Source organism: Ditibartonella apis (assembly GCF_001952075.1).
Classification (GTDB): Bacteria; Pseudomonadota; Alphaproteobacteria; order Rhizobiales; family Rhizobiaceae; genus Bartonella; species Bartonella apis.
In genome coordinates, this window is sequence record NZ_LXYU01000001.1 from 676,177 (window position 1) to 695,535 (window position 19,359).

At 45.4% G+C, this 19,359-nt stretch carries 20 protein-coding genes and 1 other RNA gene; 9 read left to right on the plus strand and 12 right to left on the minus strand.

Going from position 1 to position 19,359, the window contains the following annotated elements:
- Positions 1-330: 330 nt before the first annotated feature.
- Positions 331-1,533: an OpgC family protein gene (locus tag PEB0122_RS03040; RefSeq protein ID WP_075913883.1), complete on the minus strand. Its 1,203-nt coding sequence runs from the start codon at positions 1,531-1,533 to the stop codon at positions 331-333.
- Between the two features lie 203 nt (positions 1,534-1,736).
- Here PEB0122_RS03040 and PEB0122_RS03045 point away from each other — a divergent pair, with 203 nt between their 5' ends.
- The 4 genes from PEB0122_RS03045 (at position 1,737) to PEB0122_RS03060 (ending at position 4,871) form a co-directional block, all read left to right on the plus strand.
- Complete coding sequence (locus PEB0122_RS03045) at positions 1,737-2,396, plus strand: thiamine phosphate synthase (RefSeq protein ID WP_075915442.1); 660 nt, start codon at positions 1,737-1,739, stop codon at positions 2,394-2,396.
- On the plus strand, positions 2,393-3,376 hold the full coding sequence (locus tag PEB0122_RS03050; RefSeq protein WP_075915443.1) for a tetratricopeptide repeat protein: 984 nt from the start codon (positions 2,393-2,395) through the stop codon (positions 3,374-3,376). The genes PEB0122_RS03045 and PEB0122_RS03050 overlap by 4 nt, the downstream gene beginning before the upstream one ends.
- Before the next feature lie 128 nt (positions 3,377-3,504).
- Positions 3,505-4,068, plus strand: coding sequence for an elongation factor P (gene efp / locus PEB0122_RS03055; protein WP_075869891.1), 564 nt, complete (start codon positions 3,505-3,507; stop codon positions 4,066-4,068).
- Between the two features lie 11 nt (positions 4,069-4,079).
- Positions 4,080-4,871 (plus strand): inositol monophosphatase family protein, encoded by a 792-nt coding sequence (locus PEB0122_RS03060; protein ID WP_075915444.1) that lies wholly within the window; start codon positions 4,080-4,082, stop codon positions 4,869-4,871.
- 114 nt (positions 4,872-4,985) lie between these two features.
- Here the strand turns inward: PEB0122_RS03060 and PEB0122_RS03065 are convergent, their stop codons facing one another.
- Both PEB0122_RS03065 and PEB0122_RS03070 read right to left on the minus strand, forming a co-directional pair.
- Positions 4,986-6,422 (minus strand): NAD(P)/FAD-dependent oxidoreductase, encoded by a 1,437-nt coding sequence (locus tag PEB0122_RS03065; protein ID WP_198935981.1) that lies wholly within the window; start codon positions 6,420-6,422, stop codon positions 4,986-4,988.
- Complete coding sequence (locus PEB0122_RS03070) at positions 6,358-8,151, minus strand: ABC transporter transmembrane domain-containing protein (protein WP_075915446.1); 1,794 nt, start codon at positions 8,149-8,151, stop codon at positions 6,358-6,360. Before PEB0122_RS03070 ends, PEB0122_RS03065 begins: the two co-directional genes overlap by 65 nt.
- A 168-nt stretch (positions 8,152-8,319) precedes the next feature.
- Between PEB0122_RS03070 and rpmE the strand changes: the two genes are divergently transcribed.
- The gene (gene rpmE, locus PEB0122_RS03075; protein ID WP_075869314.1) at positions 8,320-8,541 is read left to right on the plus strand and encodes a 50S ribosomal protein L31; all 222 of its coding nucleotides are present in this window, start codon (positions 8,320-8,322) and stop codon (positions 8,539-8,541) included.
- 388 nt (positions 8,542-8,929) lie between these two features.
- On the opposite strand, the gene PEB0122_RS03080 is transcribed toward rpmE, so the two are convergent.
- From PEB0122_RS03080 to PEB0122_RS03120, 9 genes are all read right to left on the minus strand, one after another.
- Positions 8,930-9,679, minus strand: coding sequence for a YebC/PmpR family DNA-binding transcriptional regulator (locus PEB0122_RS03080; protein WP_075869313.1), 750 nt, complete (start codon positions 9,677-9,679; stop codon positions 8,930-8,932).
- Between the two features lie 133 nt (positions 9,680-9,812).
- Positions 9,813-10,634 (minus strand): TIGR00282 family metallophosphoesterase, encoded by an 822-nt coding sequence (locus PEB0122_RS03085; protein ID WP_075915447.1) that lies wholly within the window; start codon positions 10,632-10,634, stop codon positions 9,813-9,815.
- A 20-nt stretch (positions 10,635-10,654) separates the two neighbouring features.
- Positions 10,655-11,221, minus strand: coding sequence for a 5-formyltetrahydrofolate cyclo-ligase (locus PEB0122_RS03090; RefSeq protein WP_075915719.1), 567 nt, complete (start codon positions 11,219-11,221; stop codon positions 10,655-10,657).
- Positions 11,222-11,830: 609 nt separating this feature from the next.
- A non-coding RNA gene (gene ssrS / locus PEB0122_RS03095) (6S RNA) lies at positions 11,831-11,992 on the minus strand.
- A gap of 103 nt (positions 11,993-12,095) precedes the next feature.
- Positions 12,096-12,782 (minus strand): tetratricopeptide repeat protein, encoded by a 687-nt coding sequence (locus PEB0122_RS03100; protein WP_225867782.1) that lies wholly within the window; start codon positions 12,780-12,782, stop codon positions 12,096-12,098.
- Positions 12,783-13,003: 221 nt separating this feature from the next.
- Complete coding sequence (ykgO, locus tag PEB0122_RS03105) at positions 13,004-13,129, minus strand: type B 50S ribosomal protein L36 (protein ID WP_075869311.1); 126 nt, start codon at positions 13,127-13,129, stop codon at positions 13,004-13,006.
- 192 nt (positions 13,130-13,321) lie between these two features.
- Complete coding sequence (locus tag PEB0122_RS03110) at positions 13,322-14,401, minus strand: 5-(carboxyamino)imidazole ribonucleotide synthase (protein WP_075915448.1); 1,080 nt, start codon at positions 14,399-14,401, stop codon at positions 13,322-13,324.
- Positions 14,398-14,901, minus strand: a complete 504-nt coding sequence (purE, locus tag PEB0122_RS03115; RefSeq protein ID WP_075869309.1) for a 5-(carboxyamino)imidazole ribonucleotide mutase — start codon at positions 14,899-14,901, stop codon at positions 14,398-14,400. Before purE ends, PEB0122_RS03110 begins: the two co-directional genes overlap by 4 nt.
- A 21-nt stretch (positions 14,902-14,922) precedes the next feature.
- Positions 14,923-15,126, minus strand: coding sequence for a YdcH family protein (locus PEB0122_RS03120; RefSeq protein WP_075869308.1), 204 nt, complete (start codon positions 15,124-15,126; stop codon positions 14,923-14,925).
- A gap of 231 nt (positions 15,127-15,357) precedes the next feature.
- On the opposite strand from PEB0122_RS03120, the gene PEB0122_RS03125 reads away from it, so the two are divergent.
- The 4 genes from PEB0122_RS03125 (at position 15,358) to tolQ (ending at position 19,355) form a co-directional block, all read left to right on the plus strand.
- The gene (locus PEB0122_RS03125; RefSeq protein WP_371809429.1) at positions 15,358-15,531 is read left to right on the plus strand and encodes a YdcH family protein; all 174 of its coding nucleotides are present in this window, start codon (positions 15,358-15,360) and stop codon (positions 15,529-15,531) included.
- Positions 15,532-15,962: 431 nt separating this feature from the next.
- On the plus strand, positions 15,963-16,964 hold the full coding sequence (locus PEB0122_RS03130; protein ID WP_075915721.1) for an NAD(P)H-quinone oxidoreductase: 1,002 nt from the start codon (positions 15,963-15,965) through the stop codon (positions 16,962-16,964).
- Positions 16,965-17,095: 131 nt separating this feature from the next.
- Complete coding sequence (locus PEB0122_RS03135; RefSeq protein WP_075915723.1) at positions 17,096-17,791, plus strand: DUF1013 domain-containing protein; 696 nt, start codon at positions 17,096-17,098, stop codon at positions 17,789-17,791.
- A gap of 850 nt (positions 17,792-18,641) precedes the next feature.
- Positions 18,642-19,355, plus strand: a complete 714-nt coding sequence (tolQ, locus tag PEB0122_RS03140; protein WP_075913894.1) for a protein TolQ — start codon at positions 18,642-18,644, stop codon at positions 19,353-19,355.
- Positions 19,356-19,359 lie beyond the last annotated feature (4 nt).

A 19,359-nucleotide genomic window follows, 5' to 3' on the forward strand; every position in this document is an offset into this window, starting at 1 on the left:
AGCAGATTAAAGATCTTTTCGGCCCATTGTTCCATCCGGTTTTTGCAGCAACGGAAAATTGCACTTTTATTGGCGTTTTCGCAACGAAATCCTTAATGCAAGGTTAACAAGCACAAAGCTATAGTTAAGACGGATGTTTGAAAGATTTATCCGAACCATGTCGGGCTTTTGGGCATCTATCGGCTTTAATGACCGGCACCCAAGTTTATTTTGTGGGTGGTTGGTTACCCATCACCTGATGTTTTATCCGGCACTTTTTTGAAGGGCAATTTTTATCCGCATTGTTTCAGCAAAATCATCTTGCTCAGGAAAATATTTGGGCAATCATTTTCAAGCTTTTTGCCAATCGTTTCCGGTGATGTTCGCGTTTATAAGATTTGCGGGCTCGGCTATGCCAGGTGCTTTCACGTCAGCGGGAGTGGAAGAAACGACTTCGAGCCGCTTTGTCGCAAATTTTATCCATTCGAAATAATAGGCAACTGCGAACTGGATAACAATGCCGGTGGTCAACAACAGTGTGTCATAGGAAAGACCGCCAGGATTGACGACTTTCAAAACCTGACCGGCCATTGCAAGAACTGTACCGGTTACAAAAACCGCAAGGCTATGTTTGCCGAGTATGGCAAGCGGATGGTTGGCATCTACTTTTGCTATCCGGTTCAACGGATAAATGGCAACAATAAGATAGGCGAGAGCGAGAATATGAAAAAGACGAGGCAGAGAAAGAAAAGTTTTATTGAAACCGGCAAGCGTTGAGGGAAGTCCCATTGTCGGATTAATCCACCACCAGCCAAGGCGAACCCATAGACATGAAATGACAAGATAAGCGCCTGCAATTACCAGAAACAAAGGGTGACGGGGCAAATATCCGCCCCTTTTGACATAAAGCGTCACCGAAAAACCGATGACAAATAATAATTGCCACGAAAGCGGATTCAAAAACCATACACCTTTTGTCGGGTAATTATGTGGTGCAATGCCGTAAAACCCTGCAATAATATAGATTGCGACAGATAAAATTATCAATAATTTGAGTGATTTATTGGCAAGATAGAGTATGAAAGGTGTCGCAAGAATTAAAACCAGATAGAGCGACAGAATATTATTATAACCGAGTTGGTGGCCAAGTGTTACGAGCCCCAGCAATGACTGTGCAGGATCTTTCAACAAGGATGGTATATTGTTGACATTCAAAAATTCCGGCCGGTGAAAAAATGTAGCCGCACTGACGAAAATGGCCAGACTGACCAGAGTTGTCAGAATATGGGCGGAATAAAGGGTTACCGAACGGCGCAAAAGTTTCAATGAAATAAGTAGGCGATTTTGGCCAAAAAATTTACTGCCATAGGCCAGAGCAACCGAAATTCCCGAAATCAGGACAAAGGCTTCAGCAGAATCGGAAAAGCCGAAATGTTTATGGGTGAGCCATTCAAAGATCGTACCTGGCACATGATTTATAAAAATCGTTAACAACGCCAATGCGCGAAACACATCAATACGGGTGTCTCTTTTGGACGTTGTCATTTGCGCCATGGAATTGAAATCCCTATTTACTGCTATTAATCAGATAAAAAACGTTTCTGCGTCATTATCCGATTTGTAGCCAAATTGGAGTCGATATTGAGGAAAGCACAATCACATTTCTTTCCAGACTGAAATCATTGTAAGAAATGGTTAGGGGGAAAATGCTACAATCGCCCTAATTCGTCCTTTTTATAGACCTAAACGATATTGCTATGAGTAAAGATACAAATCGCCTATTTCCTAGACTTGTGATGACGCTTGATATGCGCCGCAATATAAAAGCGGATTTTCTCATGGATGTTCTGGATAATGGCGATTTTGCCAGTCTCATTGTTTATGATTCGCAAAATGACCCTACATTTTTGCAACAACAGGCAGAATTGCTTGTTGATAGAATTGAAGCAAAATCTGTCGCTTTTCTTGTCGCCAATGATAGCCGGATTGCCGGACGTATTCATGCTGATGGTATCCATCTTGAAGGCAAGGTTGAAGAACTCCGCTCCCTTCTTGATCGCCGTCACGATTCGATGATTGTCGGCTTTGGAAATTTGCGCGACAAGCACACAGCAATGACAACCGGTGAATGCGAGCCTGATTATCTCATGTTCGGCAAACTCGGTGCCGATAAAAAACCGGCTCCCCATCCGCGTAACATCACACTTTCATCCTGGTGGGCGGAAGTTATGGAAATTCCGGCTATTGTCCAGGCCGGTTCCGATATTGCCACTTTCCCTGAAGTTCTTGCAACGAAAGCAGAATTTATTGCGGTGGAAGAGATGATCTTCGGCCATGACAACCCACAACATATATTACGCGAGATTACCCGCCTGATCGAAGAGAGTGGCGGCTTCGACGGGGAGCTTGTTGAATGAAGTTATTCGCAAGTAAACTGTTGGGGCTTTTTTTGTTGGTGTCTTTGGCCGGTTTTCAATTGGCTGAAGCTCAGGAAGCACGTTCCGATAAGGGGGCGAAACCCGTTTTACCCAAACAGACAGGTGAAGATTATCTTAAAGCCGGCCAATATGACAGTGCTTATGATAATTATATGGCGGGAAATTATAAAACAGCATTTCTGGAAGCCTTGAAAAGGGGTGAAGAAGGTGATGCTACCGCTCAAACCCTTCTGGGTCGGATGTATATGGAAGGTTATGCCGTTGCAATTGACGGGGCACGGGCGGCATTATGGTTTGGAAGAGCAGCTAAACAGGGCGACCCGCAGGCAGAATTGCGTTACGGGCTTTTGCTTATTAACGGAACTTATGTTCCGAAAGACCCGTCAACAGGCGAAGAATATATCAAACGCGCGGTTGATGCCGGTGTACCGGAATCCTATTTTTATTACGGCCAATTATTGTTGAACAAATCCCAAGACGATGATGCTTTGGAAACAAGCCTCGGTTATTTCCTGAAAGGGGCTTCACGCGGTGATCCGGATTCTGCTTTCGCAGCGAGCCAGATTCTTGCACGAGGTACACCGAAACGCCCGCGTGATGATGATAGTGCGCGCAAATTGCTGGAAACAGCTTCGGCAAAGGATCATGTTCCCGCACAAATTACATTGGCCAAATGGATGGTTGAAGGACGCGGTGGTCCGCAAGATTATGAGGGTGCATTCAACCTGTTGCTGATGGATGCAAGCAGGATGATTGCGCCGGCCCAGATTAATCTTGCAAGGCTCTATCGCGACGGGATCGGAACCGAAGGGGATATTGTAAAAGCCGCAGCTTGGTATATGGTAGCCAAACAGGCTAAAATGGAAGCCCCCGATCTCGAAACTATGTTGGAAGGCATGTCAGATGAGCAATTGGCAACAGCCCGCCAAAAAGCTGAACAGCTTATGCCGACACTTTAAATTTCAGGCATGTCCTTAAATTTGAAGCCGCCCCTTGCTTAAAGCCTTTTTTTATGGTCTTGAACACGTTAATTGAGGGCATTTTCAAATGTCCTTATTCCACAATAATCTAATGTCGGATGAAAAATATGAAGATTAATGGCAATGAAATTCGCCCGGGCAATGTGATTGAACATAATGGCAGCCTCTGGGTTGCAGTCAAATGCAATGCAGTCAAACCGGGAAAAGGTGGTGCATTCAATCAGGTCGAATTGAAGAACCTGCTTGATGGAACAAAATTGAATGAGCGTTTCCGCGCAGCTGAAACTGTTGAAAAAGTAAGGCTCGAACAGAAGGACTATACTTTCCTTTACGAGCAGGGTGACGCACTTGTTTTCATGGATTCGGAAACTTTCGAGCAACTTGAATTGCAGAAAGATTTTGTTGGCGAGCGTGCAGCGTTCCTTCAGGATGGCATGAAGGTCACGGTTGAACTTTATGAAGAAAAGCCGATCGGCATTGATTTGCCCGATCAGGTCACATTGACGATTACTGATGCAGATCCGGTCGTTAAGGGGCAGACAGCTGCTTCTTCCTATAAGCCGGCCGTTCTGGAAAATGGTATCCGTATTCTTGTTCCTCCGTTTATTTCGGCAGGCGAGAAGGTGGTTGTCGATACAAACGAGCTTAGTTATCTGCGTCGTGCAGATTAAGGATTGGTCTGATGGCGCGTTCAGCGATAATGAATGTCATGGTACAAGCGGCAATGAAAGCGGGGCGGTCGCTTGCCCGTGACTATGGTGAGGTACAAAATCTTCAGGTGTCTTTGAAAGGCCCGGCCGATTATGTGAGCCAGGCCGATCGGCGCGCCGAAGATATTGTCAGGACAGAGCTTTTGAAAGCGCGTCCGGATTATTGTTTTCTTATGGAAGAATCGGGCGAGATTAACGGTAGCGACTCCCAACATCGTTTTATTGTCGATCCGCTTGACGGAACAACCAATTTCCTTCATGGCATTCCTTTCTTCGGCGTGTCGATTGCATTGGAACGTCAGGGGCAGATTGTTGCCGGTGTGATTTATAATCCGGCATTGGACGAACTTTTCACTGCCGAACGCGGTGGTGGCGTGTTTTTAAATGACAGACGCATGCGTGTTGCCAATCGTCGCAAGCTTGAGGATTGTGTTATCGGAACAGGTATTCCCCATCTTGGTCGTGGCCACCACGGTGAATATCTTGTCGAATTACGCAATGTGATGGCCGAAGTGGCAGGTATCCGGCGCATGGGTGCTGCTGCAGTCGATCTTGCCTATGTTGCAGCCGGTCGTCTTGACGGTTTTTGGGAAGATAACCTCCAGCCATGGGATATGGCGGCTGGCCTTTTGATGGTTCGGGAAGCCGGTGGCTTTGTCAGTGACAAGGATGGCGGGCAGAATATCTTCGGGAAAAAGAATATCGTTGCCGGAAACGAGCTTATTCATAAAGCACTGATGAAGACGATCAAAAAACCGATTTGAACAGTAAGCTTTGTTGAAAAATTTTTATCAGGTTTTATTCCCGCTTTTTTGAAAGCGGGAATTTTTTTTAAGCTAAATCCTGCGCACACTTAGTTCTTGCAAGTTACGCCCACCTCATAAATCACCGCCAGCAGCGGCCTGTTCTTTTTTCAAACGGTATCGGGCAACAAGCGAACGTATCGGATCGGGCACAATAAAGCTCGGATGACTGTTCTCGCGGATGAAGCGGATTTCTTCATTATCATCACCAGAAATAAAGTCCGCCGCATAAAATCCGAGATATGTACCTTTTGCCACGCCAACGCCGTTACAACCATTCAAAACCATGATGTTTTCGGCAGGTTTATGGAAAACATAATTCTGGTTAAGAGTAACGGCAATCATTCCGCCCCATGTGTATTCAAACGGAATATAGGTTAGCGCGGGAAAACGGCTCTCGAACGAATGCCTGTGGTGGGTCAAGGCGGAGTTGAGATCATCTTTTGAAGTCGTCAATGTCGGGGCAAAACGCAATATATTACGAATAAAAATGCGGTGGTCGGGAGTATAGCGCACTGTTGTACCTGCCGGATGAGCCGAGGTAATGCCCCACGGTTTTACATTGGAAAAATGCTGTTCCAAATCGTTGGCAGAAAGCGGTTTTGTCAGGCTGGCATAAGTATAAACGGGCGCAAGACGGTGCTTTTCATAGCCGAATTCACTGTTGAAAATATTGCCTGCCTCAAAGATAAATTTTGCCGTAATAGGCCCGCGGGTGGTTCTAATCACATGCTTGGAACCATAAGTGATTTCTGTAACGGGCGTTTGTTCATAAAGGCTGACAGAAGGTGGCAAGGCTTTGGCAATACCGCGGACCAGTGCGGCAGGATTAACAAGAACATTGCCCGGTGTATAGATTGCCCGTTGATAATAGGTAGTTCCCAATCGTTTCGACAAATCGTCTCCGGCAATATCTTGATAGTCGAACCCGTCATTTTTGAGTTGGTTTTCAAAATGGTCAAGATTGCCGAGGTTGCTTGTTTCATGGGCGGCCATATATTTACCGCTCTCTTGCCAATCACAGGAAATGGCATAATGGTCTTTAAAATCACGCAAACGCTTTATGGCAAATTTATTCAATGCATAAAGCCGCCGGTCATGATCAGGAGTTGTTTTGCCGCCATCCACATTGTGTGGAACATCAATGATAAAGCCGGCATTTCGTCCCGAAGTTCCTTCGCCGATTCTGAGTGCATCAATGACAGCAATCTTTGCGTCCGGTTGCCGTTCGGAGAGCCGATGAGCCAATGAAAGGCCGATAAAGCCTGCTCCGATAATCACAAAATCAAAGTCTTTATTTTCTTCAAAATTTTTGCCCATCGTTATTTCATGATCGGGCGATGTGGCAAACCAACCTGAAACGCCGTCGATTTTCGGCTCCACGCGAATCTGAACCATAATCTGGCCTGTTTTTAAATTCCTGTATTTTCTTTTCCCGTAATTGTCGTCAATGCGAAAATTGTAGTTTCGCCAAGCGCGCATAAAGGCCGTTTTGAGCAACCAGTTCGTCATGCGTGCCTTCTTCGACAATAGCACCTTTATCAAGAACAACAATTCTGTCAGCTTTTAAAACTGTTGCCAAACGGTGGGCAATAACCAGCGTTGTGCGATTTTTCATTAAGCCTTCAAGTGCTCTTTGTACAAGCATTTCGTTTTCCGCGTCGAGTGCAGATGTTGCTTCGTCAAGCAAAAGAAGCGGTGCATTGCGCAAAATTGCACGTGCAATGGCTATGCGTTGTTTTTGTCCGCCTGAAAGAGTGATGCCTCGCTCGCCGACTTGCGTGTCAAAACCATCTCTCAAATTGTGGATGAAGTCGAGTGCATGGGCAGCCTCTGCCGCTTCTTCGATAGCTTTATTATCGGCCAAAGGATTACCAAAAGCGATATTTTCCCGCAACGTTCCATCAAAAATGGCGACATCCTGCGGTACATAGGCAATGCGTGAGCGTAAATCCTCAAGCTTGACTTTGGAAATTTCTGTACCATCAAAAGTAATATTGCCGCTATCGGGATCATAAAAACGCAAGATCAATGAAAAAATTGTACTTTTGCCGCCGCCGGACGGGCCAACAAAAGCTACCGTCTCTCCGGCTTTGATGGAAAATGTCAAATTGTGTAAGACAGGTTGGGATTTTCTGGTCGGATAGGCAAAATCGACATGATTGAAGTCGATCGCACCCCGTGCCGGTTCCGGCAGTTTCAACGGGGCGGCGGGAACAGTAATTGTAGTTTTTTCAACAAGCAATTCGGCAAGTCTTTCGGCAGCCCCTGTCGCCTGTGCGAGCTCCGCACCAACTTCCGATAACTGACCGAATGCACTTGCACCGAAAACCGCATAAAGAACGAATTGCCCTAATGTTCCGGCAGTCATGGTTTTGTCCAGAACATCATTCGAGCCAATCCATAACACGGCTACAACACTACCAAAGACAAGAAAAATAGCAAAAGCGGTTAAAAATGCACGCGATAAAATCGACCCGCGTGCCGATTGGAAAGCGCGTTCGATCAATTGGGAAAACCGTTTATTGACATTTTGTTCAGCCGTAAAAGCCTGAATGGTGCGGATAGCGCTTACCTGTTCGGAAGCAAGTGCTGTCGCGTCGGCAAGACGGTCTTGTGCAAGGCGGGTTCTTTTGCGCACTTTGCGACCGAAAACAATGAGCGGAATAACAACAATGGGAATTGCCACAAGCACCATTGCCGACAGTTTCGGACTGGTTACAATCATCATGATAATGGCGCCAACAGCCATGATAATATTGCGTAAGAAAACCGAAGCTGTAGCACCGACAGCCGATTTTACTTGTGTTGTATCGGCTGACAAGCGCGAGATAATTTCACCGGAACGGGATTTATCAAAAAATTCCGGTGACAGACTGATAATATGGGAAAAAACATCACGCCGGAGATCCGCCACCACATGTTCACCCAAAGTAATCACCGAATAATAACGACCGGCTGAAGCAAGAGCCAGAATTGCAGCAAGCAGAAAGAGCACCGCAAAATAGGAATTGATCATGGTTCCGTTGCTTAAACTAAAGCCATGATCGAGCATACGGCGGATTGCAATGGGAAGCGCCAGCATGACAAGGGCAGCAACAATCAAAGAAACAGCAGCCGAAAAGGCAAGTTTTTTATAGCGGAATACATAAGGTTGCAGTGCTGATAATGGACGCAAACTATGTTTTTTCGGGGCAGATAGTCTTTTTTCGCCATTTTCCATGCTGTTCTTCTTATCCATATTCTATTGTGCCCTTGTGCTATCGTTCGTGCTGTTGTATAGGCAACACCAGATTTTTATCGAAGTCCGGCCACGCCCGGGCTTTGTTTACCAAATTGATGAACGGATGGCATCATGAAAATACACCATGTAACCGTTCGTTACCGTTAGAAGCAGGAAGTTCGCGTCATGAAAGCTGATATTCATCCCGATTACCACACCATCAAGGTTGTGATGACAGATGGCACCGAGTATTTCACCCGCTCCACTTGGGGCAAAGAGGGTGATACCATGAATCTTGATATTGATCCGAGAACACATCCGGCTTGGACTGGTGGTTCACAGACTCTCGTTGATCGCGGTGGTCGTGTTTCCAAGTTCAAAAACCGTTTCGGCAATCTCGGCCTTTAATAAGTTTCTATTTCCCTTTAAAACCCGCCAATCTGGCGGGTTTTTTATTTTTTTAAACATCACAGTTATTCTGATAGTTACGGTATTGTCTAACTGCACATCTGAAACGGATGTTGAAAGACTTGGTTGTCACCGCAGACAAGAAACTAAAGGTCGAGAAAAATTATAACTATCTTGAGGTAAAAACCTGCTCTCGAAAAGAAGCTACTTTTTAAAAAGCAACCGACTTTTGAGCAGGAGATAAATCCGACGATTGGAAGATAAATTCACCGCCTCAATAAAATCCTGTGAACGGGAGATAAATCCGTCGCCTCAATAAAAAACCGGCTTTCAGGGGGTACCCCCCCGAAAGCCGGTACAATTCAGTTTGAAAAACTTAAAGAATAATTTATTCGGCGGCAAGCTTTGCCATGACTTCGTCACTAACCTCGAAATTGGCATAGACGTTCTGGACGTCATCATCTTCTTCCAAAGTGGAAATCAGACGAAGAACCGATTCGGCTTTTTCTTCATCAATCGGCGTTGTTGTTGTCGGCTTCCAGACAACTTTGACCGATTCGGCTTCGCCAAGTGCGGCTTCAAGTGCTTTGGAAACTTCGCCGACATTTTCAAAAGCACAGGTAATGACGTGGCCATCTTCATCAGACTGGACATCATCGGCACCGGCTTCAATAGCGGCTTCCATAACTTTATCCGCGTCACCGGCTTCCGGTTTATAAACAATTTCGCCAACGCGATTGAACATGAAGCCGACCGAACCTGTTTCACCCAACGCACCACCTGCTTTGGTGAAAGCGGCACGAACATTGGAGGCTGTACGGTTGCGATTATCTGTCAAAGCTTCGACAATAACAGCAACGCCGGCCGGGCCGTAACCCTCGTAGCGGACTTCTTCATAATTTTCACCATCATTACCGGCAGCCTTTTTAATCGCCCGTTCGATATTATCTTTCGGCATAGACTGGGCTCTCGCATTTTGCACAGCCAAGCGTAAACGGGCATTCATCGCAGGATCCGGCACACCAAGCTTGGCCGCAACTGTAATTTCGCGGGCGAGTTTGGAAAACATCTTCGAGCGCATCGCATCCTGACGACCTTTGCGATGCATAATATTCTTAAACTGTGAATGGCCTGACATAGATCACCTTTCGGTTTTCACCGACAGCGAGCCTTGGAATGATCGAAGTATCCTGTCGGACAATGTTCTAATAAAAATCTGAATGAGCGCCTTATACGGAAAACGAGTGAAAAGGTAAAGAGTTGCGCATCTTTCACCAAAAATCCGGCAAGCATTCTTCCAATCGCGGTCCAAGTCGCAAGGCGGATACTTTTTCTGCAAGCCCTGTACGGTCGGAAATTTCAACCGCAAGTCCACAAATGGTTGCAGGCCCGCTTGCCGGTTCATAGCGGCCACGCGATATTTTGGTAACAAAACGGTTGAGCGGCTCTTCTTTATCCATACCAAGTGACGAATCATAATCACCACACATACCGGCATCCGACATAAACGCCGTACCGCCGTTAAAAATCTGATAATCGGCTGTCGGAACATGGGTATGAGTGCCCACCACCACACTGGCGCGGCCATCAAGAAAATGGCCAAAACATTGTTTTTCGCTTGTTGCTTCGGCATGGAAATCAAAAATCACGGCATCGGCCTGCTCGCCGAGCGGACATTCGCCGACAATGCGTTCGGCTGCCTCGAACGGGTCATCAAGATCAGGATGCATGAATACCCGTCCCATAACATTGGCAACAAGGACACGCGCACCGTTTTTGGCAATATAGACACCTGAACCTTTACCTACAGTCCCTTTCGGGAAATTTGCGGGTCTTAAAAACCGGTCGGCATGATCGGCATAATTTAAAGTTTCTTTCTGGTCGAAAGCATGGTTACCGGTGGTAACAACATTTGCACCGGCTTCCAGTGTTTCATTATAGATTTTTTCGGTAATGCCAAAACCGGAAGCAGCGTTTTCTCCGTTGACGACGACAAAGTCGAGTTTAAGACCGGATATCAGGCCTGGTAACTTCTGGAACACTGCCGTGCGGCCGGATTTACCAACCATGTCACCTAAAAATAAAAATCTCATAATTCTACTCTAAACATCTCTTAAAACGATCTTAAACCACTTTCGGTGAGTATCATTGCCAATTTTTGATCGTGTGGTTCGGCTGGAATTGACAAAACTTCCTGACAATCGAAAGCAAGTCCTATCAATAAAGGGTTATGCCCGTTTTCTCGCATGCTTGCAATTGCCCGATCATAGTAACCGGCACCATAACCAATCCTGTTTCCTGTGCTATCAAAAGCCGAAAGCGGAACGAGAAGTGTTTCGGGCTCGACGATTTTTGCTTCTTCAGAGGGTCCCACCGTACCAAAGCCCATATCAATGAGTTTTCTGTCATCATCGAAGATTCTGAAAACCATTGTTGTTTTATCAATGATCGCAGGTAAAGCCAGTGTAAAGCCATGTTCTTTTAGCGCCAACATGATCGGACGCGGGTCGATTTCGCTTTTGATTGGCCAGAACCCTGCAACAGTTTTGCCTTTTAAAATGGCAAGCAGCTTTTGAAGCTCATCGACAAGCTTTTGTGAAATGATAGTGCGTTGTTCTTGCCGCATCCGGTCGCGTCTTGCCAGTGCTTCCTGTCGAAGTGTTTTTTTGCTGATTGTCATATTTCCAGAAACTATTTGCATTTATGACGATTTCTTCAAAACCTGCCGGATGATTTGCAGGTCAAAATTCGGTTTAACGTTAACGATAATGGACGATCATCCGGTTTTGTCAAAGCTGTTTTACAAAATCTTGCCAAGAGAACAGTGGAAACCGGCAACGCTTATTGAATGATTGGTCATACAACATTGTTAGTTGGCAGGTGTTCCGGACATTACGATGGTGTCACAAAGCGGACAACTGTCTGGCAGCAAGCCGCATAATATTCCATCATTTTGGAAGACAGTAATTTTTAAACGACACTCGAATTATTTGTTTCGACAAACATAAAAGGGAAATTTGTTTATTGTTTTGAATGTTTTTTCATAAATTTCGGAATTCTCTCAAGAAATACCGACAAGAAAATAATCGGAAAATTGGCAATTCGATGGATAATTACGGCAATGGATAATGATGACAGGACGGAACAGCCGGTTACATAAAGTGCCTATGGAAAACATCAAGGTTCAAGTGAGCGGATAGAAGAAAACTTACGGAACCTGAAACGGGAAAGAATCTATGAGGGTAACCGAATGATTGCTTGTAAGGAGAGCGATTTAGAGAGAAGGAAGTGGCGATCCGCAGCAACCGGTGGAATGTATTTGATCCCGGGAAACCTACAACGTAGGTGGGCGCCATATGAAAAGGCCCACGAGCCTAATCAGGGACAGCTCCCTTAGAGATCAATAAGGCCCCGGGGATGCAGTTATTCCTGTCGAGAAGAGCAGAACGCCTCGGCCAATATAGGTCAAGTCAATGCTTGTTACCAGTCTGCTATGATGTTTTTGAAGAGTAATTTTCATTCGCCTCTTCACCTTGTCTGATTTGACGGAAAAATCAAATGGCTTGTCCTGTCTGGTCTTCAAGAATATCGGCAACATGTTTTTGTGCGCGTTGCATTTGCGGATAAATTTTCAAGGCATCTTCATAAGCGTGAAGCGCAAGTTTATTGCGTCCGGTCATTTCCAGAATCGATCCGACAAGAAACAGAGCGTTGTAATTTCGGGGTTCCAGTGCAAGTGACCGTTGTAAATCACTCATTGCGAGTTTCAGGTCATTCAATTGTACATGAACTGCCGCACGACGCGCCCATCCTTCGGCATAATCGGGCTTCAAGGCAACCACATTATCAAGAAAATCAAGCGCCATGGCGTAATCTTGTTCGTTAATTGCATCTTCCGCCCATTGCATCAGAAGATCAATCGTATCACTTCCCGATTGCGCCCATAGGCCCTGAATCTGGCGGCTTAACTTTGCCGCTTCCTTGTAATTGGGGGTTCGTTTCAAAACAGCAAGCAAACGGTCAAGCTCGGCCTGTTTTTTTTGTGCCGCGTTCTGATCTTTCCCAAGATCAGGCAATGCTTCTTCCTGAGACGGCTTTTCGGGAATCATATCCTCCGGTGACAAAGGCGGAGAATCAGGGTCTTCTTGTGGCGGCAGTTCCGGCAGACCTTGAGAAAAAGCGAAAGAAGGCGACAAAGAAATCGCGATTGATAGCGACATAATGAAAAAACGAATTTTCAATCTGTTCAACATCATTTCCTCTGTCGCAGCCGTTTCTTTCCAGGTTGTATGAAACCCGTGGCATATGATTTTGCCATAGAAAGTTTGCAGCAATATCAAGGTCTGCAACTATATCTGGCTGCGATCTTATATGGAGGAAAGAATCGAAGCAATGCTTGAAAAATCGAGCGTAATAAAAAAGGCTCCCGAAAGGAGCCTTTTTTAAACAATATATCAAATAATTAACCCTGACGGGCTTTAAAGCGCGGGTTGGTCTTATTAATGATGTAAATACGACCTTTGCGGCGAACCATGCGGTTGTCGCGGTGACGACCCTTAAGCGCTCTGAGCGAATTTTTAATTTTCATTTCAATCACCGTTTGTATAACCCGTCGCCGGGTAAAAGGATTGGACCCTTGACAGGGCTTGAATTTCGTCGGTCAAATAGCCTGACGATAGAGGGTTTGTCAACTGCAAATCACGCAAAAATAGTGTTTCTAGTGTCAAACTCTATCAAGAATTAAGCTTTTGGCGCGTTGATGCGTGCCTTTTATCCATTATCAGGCACGACCGGTCAGCCGGACGATATGGCCCATTTTCCTTCCGCTTCTTACCTCCGCTTTACCATAAAGGTCGATGAAGGTTTGCGGTTCGGCTAATAAATCGGGCAAGCGTTTCACATCTTCGCCAATCAGATTTTCCATAACACAATTGCTATGCCGCGTTGTTTTCCCCAAGGGAAGACCGGTGACCGCCCGTATATGCTGCTCGAATTGCGAGACAAGGCAGGCAGCCTCTGTCCAATGGCCGGAATTGTGAACACGCGGTGCCAATTCATTGGCTATGACCGAGCCATCTTCCAGAACAAAAAATTCCACCCCGATCACACCGATATAATCAAGTTCGTGAAGAATCGTTTCTGCTGCCTTTTGCGCCGCGTCAGCGGTTTTTTTGTCAATAGAAGCGGGAACGGTGGATGTCCTTAAAATTCCATCACGGTGAACATTTTCAGGGCAATCATAAAAGGCAACGTGTCCGTTGAAATCACGTGCTGCAATAACCGATATTTCTTTTTTGAATGGAACGAATCCTTCAAGAATGGCAGGCGCATTGCCGATATCGGCAAGGGCTTTATCAATTTCTTCCTCGGTTGGATTATCAAGCCGTACCTGTCCCTTGCCATCATAACCGAATCGGCGTGATTTCAGAATGCCTTTGCCGCCGACATTGCCAAGACCGGCAATCAGCATTTGCCGATTATCAACGAGAAACCAAGGGGCGGTTTTAATGCAGCTTTCATTCAAAAATTTCTTTTCGGTAAAACGATCCTGAGAAACTTCGAGCGCCGCCGGTTGAGGTAAAATAACTGCTTTTTTTGCCAGCCGGTCGAGGGAGCGAGCCGGAACATTTTCAAATTCGTAAGTAATGACATCGCATAGCTTGGCGAGTTCATCCAAAGCTTTTTCGTCGTCATAAGGTGCAACGATTTGACGATTGGCCGTCTGGGCTGCAGGACAATCCGGCGTGGGTTCAAGAATAATCGTATGAAATCCAAGCCGTGCAGCAGCACTCGCCATCATCCGCCCGAGCTGACCACCACCGATGATGCCGATTGTATCCCCTGGTTCAAGACTTTTCATTTTTTTACCTCATCGACTGGAAATTCCGGAACATTTGCTGTCTGATTGGCACGCCATTCGTCAAGCCGTTCGGCGAGTGCTTTGTCACTCAAGGCCAACACCGAGGCGGCAAGGAGTGCCGCATTAATGGCACCGGCTTTGCCAATGGCGAGTGTTCCGACAGGTATTCCTGCTGGCATTTGCACAATTGAAAGGAGCGAATCCTGCCCTGATAATGCACGCGATTGAACAGGAACGCCAAATACCGGCAGACTTGTCATTGCTGCAGTCATTCCCGGCAAGTGGGCAGCTCCACCGGCTCCGGCAATAATAATCTTGAAACCGGCTTTTTTGGCGCCTTTGGCAAAATTGAACAAACGATCGGGAGTGCGGTGCGCCGAAACAATTCTTGCTTCATAGCCAATATCGAGACTTTTTAGTGTATCAGCTGCATGATGCATTGTCTCCCAATCGGATTGGCTCCCCATAATAATGGCTACATCATGTTGTTTCGCGCTCATGGCTTTTCCTGTTACTTTATTTTATGCGATGATATCGGGAATAATACGATCTTCAAGTTTTTGCAGCTGATCTTTAATTGCCAGTTTTTTCTTTTTCATCCGCTGGATTTGCAATTGGTCACAGCCTGCTTTTACCATTGCATCAATAGCTGCATCATAATCAGCATGTTCCTGCTTCAGTTTGGCAACGGCCAACTTGACATCAACCTGTTCCTGTTCTGACATTCTATGGCCGTCCTATTTTGGCATGGAGCTTGTTCATCGGGCAGTCTTTAAAGCTTTCCATCAATTTTTTCGCCTATACCACGAAAGGAAAGTTGCGGAAATGTTTAATTGTCAAAATCTGTGGCAATTGATTTTGAAGTCGACAATTAATCTTAAAGATGCCAAGTTGTTTTTTGCCGATTGAAAAAGGCTTCGCAAGAAATATGAAGTTAATATCAAAGAATAAGGAGCATGGTTATGGCAACTGAAGCACATCTGGAATCTTTGGAACGCAAACACCAGCAGCTTGAAAGCGAAATTGACAAAGCCATGGCTTCGCCTTCTGCCGATGATCTTGCTATCAACGAACTCAAGCGCAAGAAGCTTGCACTTAAAGACGAAATTGAAAAGCTGAAAAATTTGTAAGCTCCATTATTGGCTTCTCTCTAACGGGGCACGAAGTTGTGTCCCGAACAAGATATGCCTGAAACAAACGGCATAGGCCGAAGCATGGACTTGGAACATGTTAGATTTTTTAAAGTTGAACGATATTTTCCAATAGCCAAGCCGAGGGTCTTGAAAAATTTCACAAATCACCCGATTCGAGGGATGATCGGGGTGGGCGTCAATAAAGGTAAAAAGCATGTTTCAACGTGCTATTTTACATTACAAAATGTGCACAGTTGAAAGTCCAACGCCGTATCGCGTCAAAGATAGGGAAGCTTTTTAAAAAAATTGGATATTCCGGTATAAATCTCACTCATCGGAAATAGATGTGATGAAGGGCATTGCCGAAAGCTAAAGCAAACGCCCGAAAATTGGCAAAAAGCGCAATCAATTCAAAGAAAGGGAACACGATGACTTTCTCTAAAAAGACAATGAGGGCTATTGAAATTGCCGGTAAGGGCGGGCCTGAAGTTCTCAAACTGGTTGAAGTCAATGTCCCCGATATCAAAGATAATGAAATTCTTGTGCGTGTTCATGCCGCCGGTGTGAACCGTCCGGATGTTTTCCAAAGGCAGGGAAGTTATCCGCCGCCGGAAGGAGCCTCGCCACTTCCGGGCTTGGAAATTGCCGGTGAAATTGTCAAACTTGGCTCTCAGGTTAAAAAGTGGAAAATTGGTGACAAAGTAACGGCTTTGCTTGCCGGTGGCGGTTATGCGGAATATGCGGCAGTTGCTTTCGACAATGCTTTGCCTGTTCCGGAAGGCTATGATTTTATCAAAGCAGCGGCATTGCCTGAAACTTTCTTTACAGTTTGGAGCAATGTGTTTGATCGCGCCCATTTAAAATCGGGCGAAGTTTTTCTTGTTCATGGTGGTACTTCCGGCATCGGAACGACTGCTATCCAATTGGCAAAAGCTTTCGGTGCCAAGGTGATTACAACAGCGGGGACCGATGATAAATGCGAAGCCTGTTTGAAACTCGGGGCCGATCTTGCAATCAATTATAAAAACGAGGACTTTGTGAGCAAGGTTCAGGAATTTACCAATAAAAAAGGTGTCAACGTAATCCTTGATATGGTCGGGGGAGACTATGCCAATAAGAATTACAAAATCGCTGCACCTGAGGGACGCATTGTCCAGATTGCCAATCTTTCCGGCTCTATGGCAACCGTCAATCTCAACTACATTTATGTAAAGCGGCTTATTCATACCGGCTCGACCCTGCGGGCACGTGACACAGCCTTCAAAGCTGCCATTGCCGCCCAATTGCAAGAAAAAGTCTGGCCGCTTCTTGAAGCACAAAAAGTTCATCCGGTTATTGATAAGGTTTTTTCGCTTGAAGAGGCAGCAAAAGCCCATGAACGCATCGAATCGAGCACCCATATTGGCAAAATAATTCTCGAAATTGATTGATCGGCTGCCGAGTTTTACCTGATGTCTTGTCGTTTTATAAAATTCGGTTTATAAGGCTTGGCGAATTCCCGGAAAATGTGGTCTATTCCACGTCCCGCCTCACCGGAGCGGGCGAACGAGAGGATAATGTTATGGCAACACAACTATTGATGCCCAAAGCCACAGCTGTTTGGCTGGTTGATAATACGGCGCTTTCTTTTGACCAGATTGCCGCTTTTTGCAAGTTGCATCCATTGGAAGTCAAAGCGATTGCCGATGGAGAATCAGCACAAGGCATCAAAGGGCTCGATCCGATTATTACCGGCCAGTTGACGCGTGATGAAATTGAGCGCGGCGAAAAGAATAACGATTACCGTCTGAAAATTTCCGAACCCAAGGTTCGCCTTCCGGAAAACAAGCGTAAAGGACCGCGCTATACCCCGCTTTCAAAGCGTCAGGATCGTCCGAATGCCATTTTGTGGCTGGTGCGCAATCATCCCGAATTGAAAGATGCGCAGATTTCCCGTCTGATTGGCACAACCAAGTCGACAATTGAACAAATCCGTAATCGTACCCATTGGAATTCCGCAAACTTGACTCCGATGGATCCGGTAACATTGGGGCTTTGCTCGCAAATCGAACTCGACATTGAAGTTGATAAAGCTGCCAAAAACCGTCCGGCTGTTACACCTGAAGACGGTACTTTGTTACCTGCATCGGCAACCGAAAATCTTGAAATCAATGAAAATAAGGATGAAGAGCTGGATGCCGACAAGGTTTTTGCCAAACTTTCATCTCTCAAAAGTAATAGTGACGACCAGACAGGTGATAACCGCGACGACAAATAGGCTCTGAAAAATTGGACAGGTTTATTTGCTGTTTAACTTGCTTGAGCAATGAATGAACGCAAAAGTCGGGCCTTGGCATGTGACACAATAAAATGATGTCGGATAAAAGGATGCCGCGTTTAAGGATGCCACGTTTAGGGATGTCCGAGTTATCAGAAGTTTGATTGTTTTGAATGACCCGCAATTTTTCAAATTGCGGGTTTTGTTTATTCTCGTACTACTGGTTTTATTTTTTTGGAAGAAATGCCTGTTTTCCTGAAAAATTTATGTCGACATGAATCGGATAATAAAAATTATCAATCTTGTTCTAGAAGGGTAATTGAAACGGGAAAGCCGAAAAAATAAGTAAAAGTCAATAAAAAAATCAGTAAAAGTCAACAATTAGCTTCGTCGGAAAGATAACAATTAAAATTCTTTGCGCTTATTAACTGTTGAGAAATACGATTAAGCAAACTAGTTGAGTTATTAATTTTCACCGGACAGTTTCATTTTTTTGCGATATTTTTACAATATTTGAATATCAGCACGAGGAACAGCTATCCGATCCCGCCAATATAACAATGCAAAAAGGTAAATCTGTATATTTATAGCGTTATCGAATTGTCATTGGATCAATAAAAAATTACCAAAAATTAACCATCTTTGTCTATCTATAGCGAGGAAGCGGAGGCACCGGAATCTTCCAGTTTTGGCCTTTGTTTCACCAAATTTAAACGTCATAGAAATGTCGTGAAGCATTATTAATAGAATTTTTTTGAATGCTTCGGGCGTTTAGACAGGAATTGAAGAGTTTTGCTAAAGGCCGCCCGGTAAAAGATGCCGGGCGTTTGGATTCAGGGATTAACACATTATGCCGGGAATAGAATTAGCAAGTCCAGCGTCAGTAGGAATCTGGAGCCTGTTCATGCAGGCCAATTGGGTTGTAAAAGCTGTCATGATCGGCTTGCTATTGGCATCTATCTGGAGCTGGGCAATTATTATTGATAAATTGATTGCTTATAGTCGCATTCGCCATGCGATGAACCGTTTCGAGCAGATTTTCTGGTCCGGACAATCGCTTGAAGATCTTTACAGAAATCTGAATGACCGACGGGTTTTCGGAATGGGAGCCATTTTTATGGCCGCCATGCGAGAATGGAAGAAGTCGCTTGAAAAGGGTGCACGTTCACCTATGGGCTTGCAAAGCCGCATTGATAAAGCGATGGATGTTGCACTCGCCCGCGAGAGTGACAGAATGGAATCGCGTTTGGGGTTTCTCGCAACAGTCGGTTCGGCAGGGCCATTTATCGGCTTGTTCGGAACGGTTGTCGGTATTATGAGTTCTTTCCAGTCCATTGCTGCATCAAAAAATACCTCTCTTGCCGTTGTTGCACCCGGTATTGCGGAAGCTTTGTTGGCAACGGCCATTGGCCTTCTTGCGGCTATTCCGGCAGTTATTGCATTCAATAAATTGTCGGGAGACGCGGGGAAAATCACCGGACGTCTTGAAGGCTTTGCCGATGAATTTTCAGCCATTCTTTCCCGTCAAATCGATGAGAAATTGACTTCTCGCCAGTCTTACTAAAAAG

Coding starts and splice junctions, on each gene's coding strand:
- PEB0122_RS03040 (WP_075913883.1), bottom strand. CDS start 1,533: ATGGCGCAAATGACAACGTCCAAAAGAGACACCCGTATTGATGTGTTT.
- PEB0122_RS03045 (WP_075915442.1), top strand. CDS start 1,737: ATGAGTAAAGATACAAATCGCCTATTTCCTAGACTTGTGATGACGCTT.
- PEB0122_RS03050 (WP_075915443.1), top strand. CDS start 2,393: ATGAAGTTATTCGCAAGTAAACTGTTGGGGCTTTTTTTGTTGGTGTCT.
- efp (WP_075869891.1), top strand. CDS start 3,505: ATGAAGATTAATGGCAATGAAATTCGCCCGGGCAATGTGATTGAACAT.
- PEB0122_RS03060 (WP_075915444.1), top strand. CDS start 4,080: ATGGCGCGTTCAGCGATAATGAATGTCATGGTACAAGCGGCAATGAAA.
- PEB0122_RS03065 (WP_198935981.1), bottom strand. CDS start 6,422: ATGACGAACTGGTTGCTCAAAACGGCCTTTATGCGCGCTTGGCGAAAC.
- PEB0122_RS03070 (WP_075915446.1), bottom strand. CDS start 8,151: ATGGATAAGAAGAACAGCATGGAAAATGGCGAAAAAAGACTATCTGCC.
- rpmE (WP_075869314.1), top strand. CDS start 8,320: ATGAAAGCTGATATTCATCCCGATTACCACACCATCAAGGTTGTGATG.
- PEB0122_RS03080 (WP_075869313.1), bottom strand. CDS start 9,679: ATGTCAGGCCATTCACAGTTTAAGAATATTATGCATCGCAAAGGTCGT.
- PEB0122_RS03085 (WP_075915447.1), bottom strand. CDS start 10,634: ATGAGATTTTTATTTTTAGGTGACATGGTTGGTAAATCCGGCCGCACG.
- PEB0122_RS03090 (WP_075915719.1), bottom strand. CDS start 11,221: ATGACAATCAGCAAAAAAACACTTCGACAGGAAGCACTGGCAAGACGC.
- ykgO (WP_075869311.1), bottom strand. CDS start 13,129: ATGAAAATTAAAAATTCGCTCAGAGCGCTTAAGGGTCGTCACCGCGAC.
- PEB0122_RS03110 (WP_075915448.1), bottom strand. CDS start 14,401: ATGAAAAGTCTTGAACCAGGGGATACAATCGGCATCATCGGTGGTGGT.
- purE (WP_075869309.1), bottom strand. CDS start 14,901: ATGAGCGCGAAACAACATGATGTAGCCATTATTATGGGGAGCCAATCC.
- PEB0122_RS03120 (WP_075869308.1), bottom strand. CDS start 15,126: ATGTCAGAACAGGAACAGGTTGATGTCAAGTTGGCCGTTGCCAAACTG.
- PEB0122_RS03125 (WP_371809429.1), top strand. CDS start 15,358: ATGGTTATGGCAACTGAAGCACATCTGGAATCTTTGGAACGCAAACAC.
- PEB0122_RS03130 (WP_075915721.1), top strand. CDS start 15,963: ATGACTTTCTCTAAAAAGACAATGAGGGCTATTGAAATTGCCGGTAAG.
- PEB0122_RS03135 (WP_075915723.1), top strand. CDS start 17,096: ATGGCAACACAACTATTGATGCCCAAAGCCACAGCTGTTTGGCTGGTT.
- tolQ (WP_075913894.1), top strand. CDS start 18,642: ATGCCGGGAATAGAATTAGCAAGTCCAGCGTCAGTAGGAATCTGGAGC.